Consider the following 18,859-nt stretch of genomic DNA (forward strand, 5'->3'; position numbering starts at 1 on the left):
TACATCCCATGCGGGTGATTTATTAAAGTAATGACTGGGTTTCCGGGAACCCAAAACGGATATTCAGGCATTGCACCGCCTGAGCGGCTGCGCCTTTCAACAGGTTGTCTTCCGCCGCCACCGCGATCAGGTGTTCGCCCTGTACGGCAAAGCCGATATCGCAGAACGGCAGCCCGACGACTGATTTCAATGCCGGTACGCCCTGGTCATACAGCCGCACCAGCGGTTTGTCGTCATAGGCGGCGTGGTAAACGGCGGCCACGTCCTGTGCGGTCACACCGGCTTTCAGGCGACAGGTAATGGTTTCGAGAATACCACGTGGGAAGTTACCCAAATGTGGCGTAAAGATGACCGGAACGCCCAGATGCGCGACGATTTCCGGATGGTGACGGTGGTTGAAAATACCGTACGGCTGCAGGCTCACCTCACAGAAACTAGTGGTCACGCTGGCCTTACGGCCCGCACCGCTGACGCCGCTGGTCGCGTTGATCACCGGCCACTGATCCAGGTTCAGCAAGTCTTGGTCGATCAGCGGTTTTAGCGCCAACTGCGCCGCCGTCGGATAACAGCCCGGTACGGCGATCAACTGGGTCTGTTTGATTTTGTCGCTCTGCCACTCCGCCAGGCCATACACCGCCCGCTCCAGCAGGTCAGCATGCTGATGTTCAAAACCGTAGTATTGGCTATAGAAAGCGGCATCTTTTACGCGGAACGCGCCAGAGAGATCGAACACCACGCAACCTGCGGCCAGAAACGCCGGCGCGATGTCGTGGCTGACCTCATGCGCCGTGGCCAGAAACACCACGTCGATGCCCACGGCGGCTTTGGCAACGTCAACCAACGGTTGTAACGGCAGATCGACGATACCTTTTAACTGGGGGTGCAAATCGGAAAGCAATTTTCCTGCATCTGCACTTTGCGCTGAAACCGCTAAAGCGGTTATGTTCATGTGTGGGTGACGATTAAGGTACGCCGTGAGCTCTGCTCCGGCATAACCGCTGGCACCGACAATCAGCGTATTCAACATGGGGCCTTTCACCTTCTTGACTTGCATTGGGTCGTATTCGACTCAGGTTTCCAGGCTCACCAGCGTTGTTTTGCCGTTCACCCACGAGGTCGAGCGTTGATGTTTTTATAATCATCCGGGAATCGGGTTCCCTTACGCTCCAGCTTACTGTATTTTTATTCACAATAACTGCATGAATATTGATACCAACCTAACCAAAGGCTGTCAACAGTGAAGATGAAATTACCTCCATTTATTGAGCTGTACCGGGCGTTGATCGCCACTCCGTCGATCAGCGCCACCGATGGCGCCCTCGATCAGAGTAATGAAGCATTAATCAACTTGCTGGCCGGCTGGTTTGCCGATTTGGGCTTTAGCGTCGACGTGCAACCGGTGCCGGACAGCCGTAACAAGTTTAACCTGCTGGCCAGTATTGGCGAAGGCAGCGGTGGCCTGCTGTTGGCAGGTCACACCGATACCGTACCTTATGATGAGGGCCGCTGGACACGCGACCCCTTCACCCTGACCGAACACGACAATAAGCTGTACGGTCTGGGCACTGCCGACATGAAAGGCTTCTTTGCCTTTATTCTGGATGCCGTGCGCGACATCGACGCCAACAAGCTGACCAAGCCGTTGTACATTCTGGCAACCGCAGATGAAGAAACGACGATGGCCGGCGCACGTTATTTCGCCGCCTCGACCAGCATCCGTCCGGACTTTGCCATTATCGGTGAGCCGACCTCGCTGCAGCCGGTACGCGCGCACAAGGGCCACATGGCCAACGCCATCCGCATCGTCGGCCAATCCGGTCACTCGAGCGACCCGGCGCGTGGCGTAAACGCTATCGACCTGATGCATGAAACCATCGGCCGCCTGATGGAGCTGCGTAAAACGCTGCAAGAACGCTTTAACAACCCGGCCTTTGCCGTACCCTACCCGACCATGAACTTCGGTCATATCAGCGGTGGCGACGCGGCCAACCGTATCTGCGCCTGCTGCGAACTGCATCTGGATATCCGTCCGTTGCCAGGCATGACGCTCGACAACATCAACGAACTGATGCACCAAACGCTGGAGCCGGTCAGCCAGCGCTGGCCGGGCCGCCTGAGCATTGAGGAACTGCATGCTTCGGTGCCGGGTTACGAGTGTCCGACCGATCACCAGATGGTGGCCGTGATCGAGAAACTGTTGGGCACCCGCACACAGGTAGTCAACTACTGCACCGAGGCCCCGTTCGTCCAGCAGGTCTGCCCGACGCTGGTGTTGGGCCCCGGCTCTATCGACCAGGCACATCAGCCGGATGAATACATCGATACCGGCTTTATCGAACCGACACGCAAGCTGCTGAGTCAATTGGTCAGCCACTTCTGTCGCCAATAAACCTGATACAAGGTAGGGGTAATGATTTATCATCCCCTACCTCTTAAGACGTATCAAACCAATGAAATAAGCCAGACTGATAACCGGCGCGCCGTAATTAAATTTCAGAAAATGCGCCGATTTTGATGTTTTTTTGCTAAAAATAGTGTCAATTGACCATTGGACAGGAACGTGGCGAGATGAAACAGGCGCTGTTGGCCTGACACGTGAAATTTACTTACAAGATAAAAATCATACAGAATTGGGTCAGGGGTTATATGAACGAACAATATTCGGCAATGCGAAGTAATGTCAGTATGCTCGGCAAATTGCTCGGCGATACCATCAAAGAAGCGCTGGGCGAGCATATTCTCGATCGCGTTGAAACTATCCGTAAGCTTTCCAAATCTTCACGTGCAGGTAACGAAGCGCATCGTCAGGAGCTGCTTTCCACCTTGCAAAACCTGTCCAACGACGAGTTGTTGCCGGTCGCACGCGCCTTCAGCCAGTTTCTCAATCTGACCAACGTCGCTGAGCAGTACCACAGCATTTCACCCAATGGTGAAGCCGCCAGCAACCCGGAAGCGCTGGCGCAGTTGTTCACCCGGCTAAAAGACAAAAAGCTCAGCACCAAAGAGCTGCAAAATGCCGTGTCACAGCTTTCCATCGAGCTGGTGCTGACCGCGCACCCGACGGAAATCACCCGCCGCACCCTGATCCACAAGTTGGTTGAGGTCAATACCTGCCTCAGCCAACTCGACCATAACGATCTCGCCGACTACGAGCGCAACAAGATCATGCGCCGCCTGCGTCAATTAGTGGCACAGTCCTGGCATACCGACGAGATCCGCAAAAACCGTCCGTCACCGATCGACGAAGCCAAGTGGGGCTTTGCGGTGGTGGAAAACAGCCTGTGGGAAGGGGTCCCGGCCTTCCTGCGCGAATTCAACGAACAGCTGGAAAACTCCATCGATTACAGCCTGCCGGCGGAAGCGGTGCCGGTACGTTTCACCTCCTGGATGGGCGGTGACCGCGACGGCAACCCAAACGTGACGGCTGAAATCACCCGCCACGTGCTGTTGCTGAGCCGCTGGAAGGCCTGCGATCTGTTCACCCGCGATATTCAGGTGTTGGTGTCCGAACTGTCGATGACCGAATGTACCCCGGAACTGCGCGCACGGGCCGGTGGCGACGAGGTGCAAGAGCCGTACCGCGAGATCATGAAGCAACTGCGTAGCCAGTTGATGAGCTCTCAGGCTTATCTGGAAGGCCGCCTGAAAGGCGAGCGCGTCCTGAAGCCACACGACCTGCTGGTGAAAAACGATCAGCTGTGGGAACCGCTGTTCGCCTGTTATCAGTCGCTGCAGGCCTGCGGCATGAGCATCATCGCCAATGGTCAGCTGTTGGATACCCTGCGTCGCGTGCGCTGCTTTGGCGTGCCACTGGTACGTATCGACGTGCGTCAGGAAAGTACCCGTCACACCGAAGCCATCGCCGAACTGACCCGTTATCTGGGCTTGGGTGACTACGAAAGCTGGTCGGAAGCCGACAAACAGGCATTCCTGATCCGCGAACTGAATTCCAAACGCCCGCTGGTGCCACTGAAATGGGAACCGAGTGCCGATACCCAGGAAGTGCTGGAAACCTGCCGGGTGATCGCCGAAGCGCCGGAAGGCTCAATTGCCGCCTATGTGATATCTATGGCGCGCACCCCCTCTGACGTCCTGGCGGTCCATCTGCTGCTGAAAGAAGCCGGTTGTCCGTTCGCGCTGCCGGTGGCCCCACTGTTCGAAACCCTCGACGACCTGAATAACGCCGATGACGTGATGACCCAGTTGCTGAATATTGACTGGTACCGCGGCTTTATCCAGGGCAAACAGATGGTGATGATTGGCTATTCTGACTCGGCAAAAGACGCCGGAGTGATGGCAGCCTCCTGGGCGCAGTACCGCGCGCAAGACGCACTGATCAAAACCTGTGAAAAAGCCGGTGTGGCGCTGACGCTGTTCCATGGCCGCGGCGGCTCGATTGGTCGTGGCGGTGCTCCGGCACATGCGGCACTGCTGTCGCAACCGCCGGGCAGCCTGAAAGGGGGCCTGCGTGTCACCGAACAGGGCGAAATGATCCGCTTCAAGTTTGGCCTGCCGGAAGTCACCATCAGCAGCCTGGCGCTGTACACCGGTGCGATACTGGAAGCCAACCTGTTGCCGCCGCCAGAGCCGAAAAAAGAGTGGCGCGCGCTGATGGATGACCTGTCAGACACCTCGTGCAAAATGTACCGTGGCTACGTGCGTGAAAATCCGGACTTCGTGCCGTACTTCCGCGCCGCAACGCCGGAACTGGAGCTGGGCAAATTGCCGCTGGGTTCACGCCCCGCCAAACGTAAGCCAAACGGCGGTGTAGAAAGCCTGCGAGCCATTCCGTGGATCTTCGCCTGGACACAAAACCGCCTGATGTTACCGGCCTGGCTGGGCGCCGGTGCCGGTTTGCAAGAAGCGGTGAAAGCCGGCAAACAGGACCAACTGGAAGCCATGTGCCGCGACTGGCCGTTCTTCTCCACCCGTATCGCGATGCTGGAAATGGTGTTCGCCAAGGCCGACCTGTGGCTGGCGGAATACTACGATCAGCGCCTGGTCGACAAATCACTGTGGCCACTGGGCCAGCAGTTGCGCGACCAGTTGGCGAGCGACATCAAAGTGGTACTGACCATTGCCAATGACGCGCACCTGATGGAAGACCTGCCGTGGATCGCCGAATCCATCGCGCTGCGTAACGTGTATACCGATCCACTGAACGTGCTGCAGGCCGAACTGCTGCACCGTTCGCGTCAGCAGGAACACCCGGATGCCCGCGTTGAGCAGGCGCTGATGGTGACCATTGCCGGCGTTGCCGCCGGGATGCGTAACACCGGCTAGGTTGAGAGTTGTAAAACACGGCTCCTGTTCGCAGGGGCCGTTTTTTTATCCGTCGCTGATGGGTTATAAGGCACTCAGCCGCAGCGGCCGGTTGCCGTCAACGTCGGGGTAATTCTCGAACGTATGGCGAATCAACTGCCGCAACCATTGATTTGCCGCGTCCTCATGGAAATGCGGATGCCAATACTGACGCAGAGTAAAGGATGGCAGCAAGATCGGCGGTGGCAGCAACTGGATGTGGCGGCTCTGGGCAAAAATCAGCCCCAGCTCTAACGGCACCGTCGCAATCAGATCCGGATTTTGTTCCAGTAAAAACGGAATGGTCAGAAAATGCGGGGTCGTCAGGCAGACATTGCGCCGTATCTCCAACTGTTCCAGCACCGCGTCATAGCAAGCCCCCAACCGACCGGGGTATTTCACCGCCACATGGGGCAAGGACTCAAATAACTCGCGCGTGATCCCTTTCTGGAGTTGGCTATTGTGGCTGCTGCCCAACACCACAAAAGTGTGGTCGTAAAGCCGCTGTTGAAACAGCACTTCCGCCGGCGAAGGAAATGCCCCCACCGCCAAATCCAGCTCTCCACCGGCCAATGCCTGTTCCATATGTTCCGGCGCTATCTGCATGCTGCGCAGCGTACAATGCGGCGCCAATTGGCGAAACTGCCTCAGCAACGTCGGCAACATCACTACTTCCCCCAGATCGGTCAGGGCTAAAGTAAACTGGCGCTGCGCCAAGGTCGGATCGAAAGGGGCTTGTGATTGGATATGCTGGCGCACTTCCAACAGTATTCGGCCAATCGGCGCGCGCAGTTGCAGCGCCCTGGGAGTCGGCTCCATACCGACCGCCCCTTTAATAAACAGAGGGTCGGCAAAGAAAGTCCGTAAGCGAGCCAGCGCATGGCTGACCGCACTTTGAGAAAGACCGACCTTTTGCGCCGCGCATGTAACATTTTTTTCACATAAAAGCGCATCAAAAACAATGAGGAGATTTAAATCAAGTCCTTTCATATGCATACCATGCATCCCCTGATGAATCCCTTTGCGTTGAATTTAACAATATAATTACATAGTTTGCAGGGAATGCAACGAGCTGCCCTGAGGCAGCCATACAACCCCTACACAGGAGTGTGCTATGTTTATTCGCAATACGTGGTATGTCGCTGCCTGGTCACATGAAATTCTCGACGACGCGCTGTTTGCCCGCACCATCATTGGTATTCCCATCGTGTTTTATCGGACCGAATCCGGGGCAGTGAAAGCACTGGAGGATCGCTGTTGCCACCGTGGTGCGCCTTTGTCTTTGGGGATCCGCGAAGGGGACGACATCCGCTGCATGTATCACGGGCTGAGGTTTACCTCAGAAGGCACCTGCGTTGAGGCCCCTCTGCAAAGCCGTTTACCACCGCAGGCTCGGGTGCGCAGTTTTCCGGTCGCAGAACGCAATAACTGGGTTTGGCTCTGACCCGGCGACCATCCCCGACACGCCCTGGCTGGACTCGCCACAGTGGCGCTATATCCCCGGCTATCTGCATTACGACGTCAATTACCTGTTGATCTGCGACAACCTGCTCGACTTCTCCCACCTGCCCTACGTGCACAGCACCACCCTCGGCGGCGGTGAAGAATACGCCAGCGTGCAACCCAAAGTGGAGAAAATGGAAGACGGTGTGCGTATCACCCGCTGGTTGATGAATATGCCTCCGCCGCCGTTTGTCCGCGATATTGAAGGCTGTCCTGAGCGGGTCGACCGCTGGAATATTTATCATTTCACCCTACCGGGCATTCTGCGGATGGATTCCGGTGTCGCCCCCGCCGGGCAGGGTGCGCCTGAAGGCAATCGTAGTGGCGCACTGGAGTTTTACAGTTGTCAGGCGCTCACGCCGGAGACTGAAAACAGCACTCATTACTTTTTCTGCCAGCCGCATAACTTTGCGCTGGATAAACCCGAGGTCACCGCGCAGATCCACAGCGCTATCCTGCAGGCCTTTGATGAAGACCGGGTGATTATCACCGCCCAGCAACAGAGCCTGGCACTGGCGCCGGACTTTAAGATGCTTCCTTTTGCCATTGATGCCGCATTGGCGCAGTTCCGCTGGCATGTCGCACAACGTTTGGCGCAGGAAAACCCTGCTCAGGAAACGCCATGAGGACGGTTAAGGTCACCCGTCTTTATCGCCTGGCAGAGAATGTCATGGGGATAGAGCTAACAGCGATCGACGAGCGTCCCCTGCCACCCTTTGCCGCCGGCGACCATCTGGATCTGCATCTGCCCAACGGCCTGATCAGACCCTATTCGTTATGCAATGACCCTCACGAAACGCATCGCTATTGTCTGGGGATTGCACTGGCCAATACTTCGCGTGGCGGCTCAGCCTACCTGCATCAGCAGTTGCAGGTAGGCGAACAGCTGACGGTGGGTGAACCACGTTCGCTGTTTCCTTTGGTTCCCGACGCGCCGCGCTACCGCTTTATTGCCGGCGGTATTGGCATCACGCCGATTCGCAGCATGATCCTGTGGTGTCGGCGGCACGGATATTTATGGCATTTGGATTGGTTTATCCGCTCTCACTACCCTCAGTCCTGGCTGGAACCGCTGGCGCAGGAAGACAACAGAGTGCGGATCCATACCGCCAGACCCACCCGCAGCGAGGACCTGGCAACGGCGATGAGGGCAATAACCCCTGGGGAGCACATTTACTGTTGTGGGCCGGAGTCGTTAATGGAAGAAGTACAAAGTCTTGCCCAGGCACAGCAGATCCCTGCCGACAGGATTCATTTCGAACGTTTTACCGCCGGTGAGGCTATCAGCGAGGAGGGGCAAGCTTTTGATGTTGAACTGCAGCGCAGTGGCGGGCGTTATCGGGTATTACCCGGCATCTCGATTCTGGAAACCCTGGAACAAAACGGCGTTAACCTGCCTTTCAGTTGCCGCGAGGGGCTGTGCCGCAGTTGTGAGGTCACCTTATTGGCGGGTGAAGCAGACCATCGGGATTATGTTTTAAGTGATGAAGAACGTGCCGCCAACCGCTCGATTCTGATCTGCGTTTCCCGCGCCCGCTCATCAACACTGGTGCTGGATGTGTAACCCGTCATCGGCAAACAACCCTGCCAGTCAGTTTACACTGACCGGCATTTTTTTCAGGCCACGGCCACCGGACGCACACCCAGCGTGTGGCAAATCGCGTAACTCATCTCGGCGCGGTTCAGCGTATAGAAGTGGAAATCTTTCACCCCTTCGCGGCTGAGGATCTTCACCATGTCCATCGCGATATTGGCGCCGACCATTTTGCGGGTTTCGGCATCGTTATCCAGCCCTTCAAACATGCTGGTCATCCAGCTCGGTACGCGCACGTTGGTCATGGTGGCGAAACGCTGCAACTGCTTGAAGTTGGACACCGGCAGAATGCCAGGTACGATCTCCACGTCGATACCCGTCGCCACGCAGCGGTCACGAAAACGCAGGTAACTTTCTACATCAAAGAAGAACTGGGTAATCGCGCGGTTGGCACCGGCATCGATTTTACGCTTCAGGTTGATCAGGTCCGCCTGTGGACTTTTGGCTTCCGGATGCACTTCAGGGTAGGCCGCCACCGAGATGTCGAAGTCACCGACGTCTTTCAGCAGCGTCACCAGATCGGTGGCATACATCTCAGGTTTGCCACCGCCCGGCGGCAGATCACCACGCAGCGCCACGATATGACGGATACCACTGTTCCAGTAATCGGTGGCAATCTCACGCAGCTGAGCCGGGCTGGCATCGATACAGGTCAGGTGCGGTGCCGCTTCCAGGCCGGTACGCTCCTTAATCCCTTTGATGATGCTGTGGGTGCGATCGCGCTCACCGGAGTTGGCGCCATAGGTCACAGAGACAAATTTTGGTTTCAGGCTGCTCAAACGATCAATGGACTGCCACAGGGTGTCTTCCATCTCGCTGGTGCGCGGCGGGAAGAACTCGAATGATACATTAATCTGGCCGTTTAACTCCGCCAGACTCTGATTCAGCGCTTCCCGCTGGTTTGCGTGAAAAAAACTCATACCCTGTCCGCCTCTTATCGATCGCTGTTTTGCTTTGTTTTGATAAGCGTCTATACGTTTAGACGTCTAGATAGAAAATGCCGTATGTTGGCTAAAGAGTCAACAGGAAACTGAGGGTAATAGGATGATTAATCCTCACCCGTTAAGAGAAAGAATTTCATGTTCAGAATAAGGAGAATTATGGCAGGAAAAACGAGGGGCGCGGCAGATCCGCGCCCACAAGAAAATTAAAGCAGCTGCGCCAAACGGTTAAGGTCTGACTGGATAGCCCCCGCGGTGACGTCACGACCGGCACCCGGTCCGCGGATCACCAGTGGGTTATCGCGGTACCAGCGGCTTTCGATGGCAAACACGTTATCGCACGGCAACAACGACGCCAGCGGATGTTCAGGCCGAACCGCTTCCACGCCGACACGCGCTTTACCATTAGCATCGAAGCGCGCTACGTGGCGCAGCACCAGCCCCATTTCACTGGCGGCCTCGAAACGCTGCAGCATCTGCTGGTTCAGCGCATCGCCGTTTTCGAAGAACTGATCGACAGAACCCTGCTCGGCACCCGCAGGCACCAGTGATTCGACTCGCACCTGATTCGGTTCAATATCGTAGCCCGCCTCGCGCGCCAGGATCACCAGCTTGCGCATCACGTCCTGGCCGGAGAGATCGACCCGCGGATCGGGTTCGGTCAGCCCCTGCTGCCAGGCCTGATCCACCAGTTCGGTAAACGGCACCGTGCCGTCGAACTGCAGGAACAACCAGGAAAGCGTGCCGGAGAAGATACCGCTGATCGCCAGAATGCTGTCACCGCTGTCGCGCAGATCGCGCACCGTATGGTTGACCGGCAGACCGGCGCCGACGGTTGCGTTATACAGCCAGTGGCGACCGGTTTTGGCGAAAGCATCGCGGATTTGGCGATAATTATCGCTGCACGATGCACCCGCCAATTTATTGGCGCTGATCACATGGAAGCCGTAGCTGGCGAAATCCAGATACTGCTCGGCCAGTTCTTCACTGGCGGTCACGTCAAGCACCACCAAATCGTCGAACGGATGAGCCCGCATCCACAGGAACAAGGACTCTTCATCCAGCTCCTGCGCTTCGTCCTCAAAGAATGCCAGGGCGCGGCTGGCATCCAGCCCGTCGTAATTCAGCAGGCTACGGCGGCTGTCTACCACGCCCGCCAGGCTGAACTCAAAGCCGCTGCGGGCAGAAATATTTTTCTGCTCGCGGGCAAACAGCTCCAGCCAGCGTGCGCCGATGTTGCCTTTGCCGAACAGCACCAGGCCAATACGTTTTTCCGCGCGGAACAGCGTCTGATGCAAACCCTGGATCAGCAACGCGGTCGGCCCCTGACGCAGTACCGCCACCAGGCTGATGCCGTCTTCGGCCTGCCAGATAAACTCGACCGGCTGGTCTTTCAACTGTTGATAGAAGCGGTGACTGTGCAGCGGATTCTTGCAAACGCCCGCGCCCACCAGCGCCACCAGCGCCAGTCCTTCACGCAGCCGCAGCTCACCTGGCAGCCCCGCGTCCTGCAGAGTACGCAGCACGCTGTTCACCACTTCCGAGGTGTAACACAGCTGGACCAGATTACGGTCCGGATGAATGCCGATCGCCAGCGGTTTGATCTGCGCGCGCTTAAGCACCAAATCCAGCTCTTTCTGAGCCAGTTTGAAATCATGCTGACTGGCAACGTTCAGCTCAATCAAACACACGTCGTCATGGCTGGTGACAATCTTCGCGCCGGTGCCGGAGGCCAGCACGCGCTCGATGCGCGTTGAGCCTTGTTCCGGCTGATAACTGCAACGCAGTTGCAGATCGATATCACTGCCGGACACCGGCTGCAGGGTGCGTGTATGCAGCACCGGTGCCGCCAGGCGTGCCAGTTCACTGGCCTCATCTAACCGCAACAGCGGCAGCAGGCAGGCATCTTTCACCTTGCGTGGATCGGCGCTGTAAACCCCGGCCACGTCGCTCCAAATGGTCACGCGTTCCGCACCGGCCAGCGCGCCGACCTGGGTAGCGGAATAGTCACTGCCGTTACGCCCCAACAGCACGGTTTCACCGGCGTCGTTGCGTGAAATAAAGCCGGTCACCACCAGGCGTTTACCCGGGTGCTGAGCCAGCAACTGTTGCAGCAACGGGTAAGAGCGGCCTTCATCAACCTGTGGCTGAGCGGCGCGTTCCGCACGCAGGAAATCGCGCGCATCCAGCCAGGCCGCCTGCATATCCAGTTTGTTCAGCACCGCCGCCATCAGCCGCGCTGACCAGATCTCACCGTGCCCCACCACTTCGGCATACACGGCATCGTCGAGCTTTTCGTCCAGCAACACCGCCAGACGCTCCAGATCCTGAATAAATTCGGCGATCAGCGGCTCGGCGGTTTCCGGCGGTAACAGACCGCCGATCAATTCGCTGTGATAGCGACGCAGCGTCTGCTGAACCTGATGCGCAGAAAGACGATCGCTCTGGCTCAGCTTCAGCCAGCTAATCAGTTGGTTGGTGGTGCTGCCGGCAGCCGACACCACCATCATGTCACCCGGCTGGCTGTATTCGGCCATGATCCCGGCCACCCGCAGATAACACTTCACGTCCGCCAGGCTGCTGCCGCCAAACTTGTGCAGTTGACGCCCGCTCACCGGCCCTGCTACCGCAATTGCATTCATGCTTACCTCGTTGCCGCCGCCTGGAAGGCTCGTTCCAGATCGGCAATCAAATCTTCACTGTCTTCAATACCCACGGAGATACGCAGCAGGCTTTCGGAAATACCGGCTGCCGCACGGGCTTCTGCCGCCATACCTGCGTGGGTCATGGTCGCTGCATGCGAGATCAGGCTTTCTACGCCGCCCAAGGATTCTGCCAGAGTAAAGAGCTCAAGGGCAGACAGAAAACGGCGCAGTAGCGCTTCATCACCGTCCAGTTCAAAGCTGAGCATCGCACCAAAGCCGCGTTGCTGACGACGTGCAATCTCATGCCCAGGGTTCTGTGGCAGAGAAGGATGATACAGCTTTTTCACCAAGGGTTGCTGCTGTAAATAACTGACAATCGCATCGGCGTTTTGTTGCGCCGCCTTGATACGTGGCGACAGAGTACGCATGCCGCGCAGCAGCAAATAACTGTCGAACGCGCCGCCGGTTACGCCGATATTATTGGCCCACCACGCCAATTCCACCGCCAGATCTTTATCTTTGGCAATCACCGCGCCGGCCACCACGTCGGAATGGCCATTGAGGTATTTGGTACAGGAATGCACCACCAGATCGGCACCCAACCCAATCGGCTGCTGTAGCGCCGGGCTGAGGAAGGTGTTGTCCACCACCGTCAACGCCCCCACAGCATGGGCCGCATCGCAAATCGCCGCGATATCTACCACGCGCAGCAGTGGGTTGCTTGGGCTTTCAATCAGCACCAGCTTGGGTTTTTGCGCCAGCGCCTGCTGCAACGCCTCTTCATTCCCCTGATCGACAAAGAGTACGCGGTAAGCACCACGCTTGCTCAGGCTGTCGAACAGACGGTAGCTGCCACCGTAACAATCATGCGGAGCCACCAGCAGATCGCCGGGTTGCAGGAACACCGTGGTCACCAGGTGGATCGCCGACATCCCGCTGCTGGTCATCACCGCACCGGCGCCGCCTTCCAGTTCTGCCAGCGCCCGCTGGACCACATCACGCGTCGGGTTGCCGCGACGTGAGTAGTCATGAGCACGAGGCTGATTGAAGTCGGTGAAATTATAGGTACTGGAAAGGTGGATCGGCGGGACAACGCAGCCGTACTGTTCGTCATCGTTCAGGCCGCTACGTACGGCAATCGTGGCAGGTTTACGCGTCATAGGGTCTCTCGGCTCTCGGGATTCGGATGAATGAGGCCTAAAGATTAATCGCAGCGAGGATAGACGTCAATACATCTGGACATCTAAACTTCTTTGCGTATAGATTGAGCAAAGCCTTAATACCCGCTAAAATTATGCCAGTTTGAGATGACGATACGATGTTAACCCGGAATGCATAGGCGACGCCTATTGATCGTCCGCATTCAGTGACCCTGGTCGCGTAAAATTGACATTTATTTAGTGAGAACAGTGAAGATCGGGCATAATTGGCCGGTTTTTAGAATTTTGTAATTTTTCTGACAAATTTAAGGTGTCCCATGGCTGAGTGGAACGGCGAGTATGTCAGCCCTTACGCTGAACACGGTAAAAAGAGCGAGCAAGTAAAAAAAATCACGGTATCTATTCCGCTGAAGGTCCTGAAAATCCTCACCGATGAACGGACGCGTCGCCAGGTGAATAACCTGCGCCATGCCACCAACAGCGAATTGCTGTGCGAAGCATTTCTGCACGCCTTTACCGGCCAGCCGCTGCCGAACGACGAAGACCTGCGCAAAGAACGCAGCGATGAAATCCCGGAAGCCGCGAAACTGCTGATGCGTGAATTGGGTGTGGATCCCGATACCTGGGAATACTAAGCGCCGGTCTGCAACTGCAGACGGTAGAAACGAAAAAAGGCGCCGAAGGCGCCTTTTTCATCTGACGATAAGAAATCTTATTTCTTAGCGCCTGGCACGCTGAAACGCTTGTTGAAGCGGTCAACACGGCCACCGCTAGCAACATCACGCTGCTTGCCAGTATAGAACGGGTGACATTCGCCACAAACGTCCAGGTTCAGATCGTGACCCACTGTAGAGCGGATTTTGATCACGTTACCGCAAGAGCAGTTAGCAGTAACTTCTTCGTATTTTGGGTGGATACCTTGTTTCATGGGAAACCTCAGTTAAGGCCGTGTCGCTATCCAGCCCTGTTTCGCCAGACACCACACGTGGTTGATAAAAAATTTGGTATCGAATTATACCAAAGGCGGCAAATTATACAGAATTAAAAGTACCGCGCAATCGGAACCGTACATTTGCCGGTGCGCCGTGTAAACTGATGGACTGTTTTTTTTACTCTGGATGACCCCATGCCTGTTGTTCACGTTGCTTTGCCGGTACCCCTCGCCCGCACCTTCGACTATCTGCTGCCGCAAGGCCTGCAGCCGGCTGTCGGCGCTCGCGTAGCCGTGCCCTGGGGCAAGCAACGGGCGATCGGTATCGTCACCGGCTGCAGCGAAACCAGCGAATTGCCGCTCGATAAGCTCAAACCCATCGATAGCGTGCTCGACAACGCCTCCCTGTTCTCCCCCAGCCTGTGGCGCATTCTGCGCTGGGCCAGCGACTATTATCATTATCCGATCGGTGAAGTGCTGTTCCACGCGCTGCCCATCCTGCTGCGCCAGGGGAAACCGGCTGAAACGGCTCCGCTGTGGCAATGGTTCGCTACCGAACAGGGCCGCGCCACGCTGCCGGAAAGCCTGAAGCGTGCGCCCAAGCAGCAGCAGGCGCTGGCCGCGTTACTGCAGCGCCCGGTCTATCGTCACCAGGTCAGTGAACTGGCGTTAACCGAGAGTGCCTTGCAGGCATTGCGCGCCAAGGGGCTGATCGATCTACGGGCACAAACGGTGGCGACGCAGGACTGGCGGCCCGGCTTTGAAGTGCTGGGTGAACGGCTGCGGCTGAATACCGAACAGGCCACCGCCGTGGGTGCCATCCGCAGCGAAGACGACCAGTTTGCCACCTGGCTGCTGGCCGGGGTCACCGGCTCCGGCAAGACTGAAGTCTATCTCAGCGTACTGGAAAACATTCTGGCAGCAGGCAAGCAGGCGCTGGTGCTGGTGCCGGAAATCGGCCTGACACCGCAAACCATTGCCCGCTTTCGCGAACGCTTCAACGCACCGGTGGAGGTGCTGCACTCCGGCCTCAACGACAGCGAACGTCTGGCAGTCTGGCTGCGCGCCCGCAGCGGCGAGGCGGCGATTGTCATCGGCACCCGCTCGGCGCTGTTTACTCCATTCTCACGCCTGGGTGTGATCATCATCGACGAAGAGCACGACAGCTCTTATAAACAGCAGGAAGGCTGGCGCTATCACGCCCGCGATTTGGCGGTATTCCGTGCCCGCGAGGAAAATATCCCTATGGTGATGGGGACTGCCACACCGGCGCTGGAAACCCTGCACAATGTTCAATTGGGTAAATATCGCCAGCTCAAACTCACCCAACGTGCGGGTAACGCCAAACCGGCGGCGCAGCACCTGATCGATCTAAAAGGCCTGCCGCTGAAGGTGGGTCTTTCACAACCGCTGCTGAAAAGCATGCAACACCATTTGAAGGCCGGTAATCAGGTGATGCTGTTCCTGAACCGGCGCGGTTATGCCCCGGCGCTGCTATGCCATGAGTGCGGCTGGATCGCCGAGTGCCAGCGTTGCGATCATTACTACACCTTCCACCAGAATCATCGTCAACTGCGCTGCCACCACTGTGACAGCCAGCGTCCGGTCCCCCACCAGTGCCCTCAATGCGGCTCTACCCATCTGGTGTCGGTCGGCGTCGGTACCGAACAGTTGGAAAACGAACTGGCGCCGCTGTTCCCGGAAACCCCGATCACCCGTATCGATCGCGACACCACCAGCCGCAAGGGCTCGCTGGAACAGCATCTGGCAGATATTCACCGCGGCGGTTCACGCATTTTGATCGGCACCCAGATGCTGGCGAAGGGCCACCACTTCCCGGATGTCACGCTGGTAGCCCTGCTGGACGTCGATGGCGCGCTGTTCTCGGCCGACTTCCGTTCCGCAGAACGCTTTGCCCAGCTGTATACCCAGGTCTCCGGTCGGGCAGGCCGCGCCGGTAAGCCCGGAGAGGTGCTGTTGCAAACCCACCACCCGGAACACCCATTGCTGCAAATTCTGCTGCAACAGGGCTATGACGCCTTTGCCAAACAGACGCTGGCAGAGCGCAATAGCGTGTTCCTGCCGCCTTACACCAGTCATATTATTGTGCGTTCCGAAGATCACGATAACCAACAGGCCCCCCAATTCCTGCAGCAGCTGCGCAACCTGTTGGAGGCCAGCCCGCTGAAAGACGATTCGCTGTGGGTGATGGGGCCGGTCCCGGCACTGCAGTCGAAACGCGGTGGCCGCTTCCGCTGGCAGTTGCTGCTGCAACACCCTTCTCGGCGGGTGCTGCAACAGTTAATGAAAAGCTCACTGCCGCTGGTCAGCACCCTGCCGCAGGCGCGCAAGGTGAAGTGGACGCTGGACATTGATCCTATCGACAGTTGAACCCAGAAAAGTCCGATTCAGTTCCTGCCAGGCAAACGTTTACCCTTGAAATTGCGAGCGAACGCTAAAAAACCTTCCCAGGTCACACTTTTTATGCAAATTAGGTAACAAAGGCAGGACATATTCTGTTTAGAATGTCTGTGAAGGCAATTTTGTCACCTCTTACAGCAGCGTGACGGAATGTTTGAACGCGGATGGCGCTAAATGATAACAACACCACCGCACGGTAAGAATTTGTGAGCAACTGAAGTAGTCGCGTTGACATGGGGCTAACGCAAGGAGAAAGGCGTTGGAACACAAGAAAGAGTTACCCATGGCAACCATGAAAGACGTTGCCGAAATGGCAGGCGTTTCAACGGCAACCGTGTCGCGTGCGCTGATGAACCCGGAAAAGGTGTCAACGCCGACGCGCCAGAAAGTGGAACAGGCCGTGCTGGCCGTGGGCTATTCTCCTCATGCCCTCTCCCGCAATATCAAACGTAACGAATCCCGAACCATCCTGGTGATCGTCCCCGACATTTGCGATCCGTTTTTCGCCGATGTGATCCAGGGGATCGAGCAAACCGCCGCACAACAGGGCTACCTGGTGCTGATTGGCGATTGCGCTCAGCAAAATCAGCAGGAACGCACCTTCGTCAATCTGATCATCACCAAACAAATCGATGGCATGCTGCTGCTCGGTTCCAATTTGCCGTTCGATGCCAGCAAGGAAGAGCAGCGTAATCTACCGCCGATGGTGATGGCCAACGAGTTTGCCCCGGAGCTGGAACTGCCGACGGTACACATCGATAACCTGACCGCCGCCTTCGAAGCCGTGCATTATTTACACCAGCTCGGCCACAAGCAAATTGCCTGTGTCGCCGGGCCGGAGCAGATGCCGCTCAGCCATTATCGACTGCAAGGTTACATTCAGGCGCTACGTCGTAATGGCATTAGCGTCGAAAGCAGCTATATTACCCGGGGTGATTTCACCTACGAAGCTGGCGCTCAGGCGCTGGCGGCGTTGATGGCACAGCCAAAACCGCCGACGGCCGTCTTCTGCCACAGTGACGTCATGGCGATCGGCGTACTGTCACAGGCGAAAAAGATGGGGTTGCGAGTCCCGCAGGACCTGTCTATCGTCGGCTTTGACGACATCAAACTGGCGCAGTATTGCGACCCGCCGTTAACCACGGTGGCTCAACCGCGTTACCAGATTGGCCAGCAGGCAATGTTATTGCTGTTGGAGCAGCTACACGGACAGACAGTGGCAAGTGGCTCCCGGCTATTGGACAGTGAATTGATTATCAGAGGCAGCACAGCTGCCCCTAAACGCTAGTCAAATATTTTAGGGTTCAGTAACATGACGGACTTATCCCCTCATCAGGACACAGCGGAATAATAGTGGCACAAAAAGACTATGTAAGCCGAGGGCGCGCAGCAGGAGCTAAGCGTAAAGCCCCCAGCCGTAAAAAACGCAGTTCTCCGAAGGTCTCCAAAACCGTGCTGGCGCTGGCCGTCGCACTTCTGGTGATCTTTATCGGTGGCCTCTATTTCATTACGCACAACAAGCCGGATGACGTTCCGCTGCTGCCTGTGCACAGCAATCGTCCGGGCAACGGCTTGCCGCCGAAGCCGGAAGAGCGTTGGCGTTACATCAAAGAGCTGGAGAATCGTCAAATTGGCGTGCAAACCCCGACTGAACCTACGGCCGGCGGCACCACCAATACCAAGACTCAGCTGACTGCGGAACAACGCCAACTGCTGGATCAGATGCAGGCGGATATGCAACAACGCCCAACACAGCTGAATGAAGTGCCGTATAACGACCCTTCACAGGCCGCCGCCCGTAGCCGTCTGCAGCAGCAGGTGCAACAGCAGCAGATTCAGCCGCAACAGGTACAACAACCGCAGGTGACCCAGCCGCGTAATCCGTTTAACAACGGCGCGACGACAGCACCGGTGCAACAGCCTGCTCAGCCCAAGCCACAACCCAAACCGCAGACGGTGACACCACCGCCGGTGCAGGTTAAGCATCCAGAGCCAAAACCGCAGCCGAAACCTGAGGTCAAACCGGAAACCAAGCCGGAAGTGAAACAGGAAACGCCCAAGCAGGAAACCAAGCCCGAGTCGAAGCAGAAGTGGATGGTGCAGTGTGGCTCATTCCGTGCGACCGATCAGGCAGAGTCTGTACGTGCACGCCTGGCGTTTGAAGGTATTGAAAGCCGTATCACCGCCGGCGGTGGCTGGAATCGTGTGGTACTCGGCCCTTACAGCAGCCGGGCTGCTGCGGACAAAACCCTGTCGCGCCTGAAGGGCGTAGGCATGTCAAGTTGCATTCCCCTCTCCGTTGGGGGTTGAAAAGCGTCAATCCCCCCCCATCTATACTCTCAATATGCCTCGTAGTGTCTGTG

The 18,859-nt window shown here is 57.0% G+C and carries 15 protein-coding genes; 9 read left to right on the forward strand and 6 right to left on the reverse strand.

What is annotated here, in order from left to right; translation table 11 throughout:
- Positions 1–22: 22 nt before the first annotated feature.
- Positions 23–1,027, reverse strand: a complete 1,005-nt coding sequence (argC, locus tag OC597_RS23380) for an N-acetyl-gamma-glutamyl-phosphate reductase (protein ID WP_262210673.1) — start codon at positions 1,025–1,027, stop codon at positions 23–25.
- Positions 1,028–1,243: 216 nt separating this feature from the next.
- On the opposite strand from argC, the gene argE reads away from it, so the two are divergent.
- Positions 1,244–2,389 (forward strand): acetylornithine deacetylase, encoded by a 1,146-nt coding sequence (gene argE / locus OC597_RS23385; RefSeq protein WP_261260244.1) that lies wholly within the window; start codon positions 1,244–1,246, stop codon positions 2,387–2,389.
- Between the two features lie 257 nt (positions 2,390–2,646).
- Positions 2,647–5,283, forward strand: coding sequence for a phosphoenolpyruvate carboxylase (gene ppc / locus OC597_RS23390; RefSeq protein ID WP_261286023.1), 2,637 nt, complete (start codon positions 2,647–2,649; stop codon positions 5,281–5,283).
- Positions 5,284–5,346: 63 nt separating this feature from the next.
- Here ppc and OC597_RS23395 read toward each other — a convergent pair whose 3' ends face one another.
- Positions 5,347–6,306, reverse strand: a complete 960-nt coding sequence (locus OC597_RS23395) for a LysR family transcriptional regulator (RefSeq protein WP_315904208.1) — start codon at positions 6,304–6,306, stop codon at positions 5,347–5,349.
- A gap of 109 nt (positions 6,307–6,415) precedes the next feature.
- Between OC597_RS23395 and OC597_RS23400 the strand changes: the two genes are divergently transcribed.
- From OC597_RS23400 to OC597_RS23410, 3 genes are all read left to right on the forward strand, one after another.
- Complete coding sequence (locus OC597_RS23400; protein ID WP_262210676.1) at positions 6,416–6,745, forward strand: Rieske 2Fe-2S domain-containing protein; 330 nt, start codon at positions 6,416–6,418, stop codon at positions 6,743–6,745.
- Between the two features lie 88 nt (positions 6,746–6,833).
- The gene (locus tag OC597_RS23405; protein WP_262210678.1) at positions 6,834–7,430 is read left to right on the forward strand and encodes an RHO alpha subunit C-terminal catalytic domain-containing protein; all 597 of its coding nucleotides are present in this window, start codon (positions 6,834–6,836) and stop codon (positions 7,428–7,430) included.
- Complete coding sequence (locus tag OC597_RS23410) at positions 7,427–8,368, forward strand: PDR/VanB family oxidoreductase (protein WP_261286020.1); 942 nt, start codon at positions 7,427–7,429, stop codon at positions 8,366–8,368. Before OC597_RS23405 ends, OC597_RS23410 begins: the two co-directional genes overlap by 4 nt.
- Positions 8,369–8,421: 53 nt before the next feature.
- Here the strand turns inward: OC597_RS23410 and metF are convergent, their stop codons facing one another.
- From metF to metB, 3 genes are all read right to left on the reverse strand, one after another.
- Entirely contained in the window at positions 8,422–9,318 is an 897-nt protein-coding gene (gene metF / locus OC597_RS23415) for a methylenetetrahydrofolate reductase (protein ID WP_261286019.1), read from the reverse strand.
- A 227-nt stretch (positions 9,319–9,545) separates the two neighbouring features.
- Positions 9,546–11,981: a bifunctional aspartate kinase/homoserine dehydrogenase II gene (locus OC597_RS23420; protein WP_099063871.1), complete on the reverse strand. Its 2,436-nt coding sequence runs from the start codon at positions 11,979–11,981 to the stop codon at positions 9,546–9,548.
- A 2-nt stretch (positions 11,982–11,983) separates the two neighbouring features.
- A complete protein-coding gene (gene metB, locus OC597_RS23425) occupies positions 11,984–13,144 on the reverse strand; it encodes a cystathionine gamma-synthase (RefSeq protein ID WP_012147460.1) in 1,161 nt (386 codons plus the stop codon).
- A gap of 317 nt (positions 13,145–13,461) precedes the next feature.
- Here metB and metJ point away from each other — a divergent pair, with 317 nt between their 5' ends.
- Positions 13,462–13,779, forward strand: coding sequence for a met regulon transcriptional regulator MetJ (gene metJ / locus OC597_RS23430; protein WP_012147461.1), 318 nt, complete (start codon positions 13,462–13,464; stop codon positions 13,777–13,779).
- Positions 13,780–13,856: 77 nt separating this feature from the next.
- On the opposite strand, the gene rpmE is transcribed toward metJ, so the two are convergent.
- Positions 13,857–14,072: a 50S ribosomal protein L31 gene (rpmE, locus tag OC597_RS23435; protein WP_085120013.1), complete on the reverse strand. Its 216-nt coding sequence runs from the start codon at positions 14,070–14,072 to the stop codon at positions 13,857–13,859.
- Between the two features lie 198 nt (positions 14,073–14,270).
- Between rpmE and priA the strand changes: the two genes are divergently transcribed.
- From priA to ftsN, 3 genes are all read left to right on the forward strand, one after another.
- Positions 14,271–16,466: a primosomal protein N' gene (gene priA / locus OC597_RS23440; protein WP_261260251.1), complete on the forward strand. Its 2,196-nt coding sequence runs from the start codon at positions 14,271–14,273 to the stop codon at positions 16,464–16,466.
- A 289-nt stretch (positions 16,467–16,755) separates the two neighbouring features.
- On the forward strand, positions 16,756–17,784 hold the full coding sequence (gene cytR / locus OC597_RS23445) for a DNA-binding transcriptional regulator CytR (RefSeq protein WP_099063873.1): 1,029 nt from the start codon (positions 16,756–16,758) through the stop codon (positions 17,782–17,784).
- 65 nt (positions 17,785–17,849) lie between these two features.
- Entirely contained in the window at positions 17,850–18,806 is a 957-nt protein-coding gene (gene ftsN / locus OC597_RS23450) for a cell division protein FtsN (RefSeq protein WP_262210682.1), read from the forward strand.
- Positions 18,807–18,859 lie beyond the last annotated feature (53 nt).

This window comes from Serratia proteamaculans (assembly GCF_946227095.1).
GTDB classification, from domain to species: domain Bacteria; phylum Pseudomonadota; class Gammaproteobacteria; order Enterobacterales; family Enterobacteriaceae; genus Serratia; species Serratia proteamaculans_E.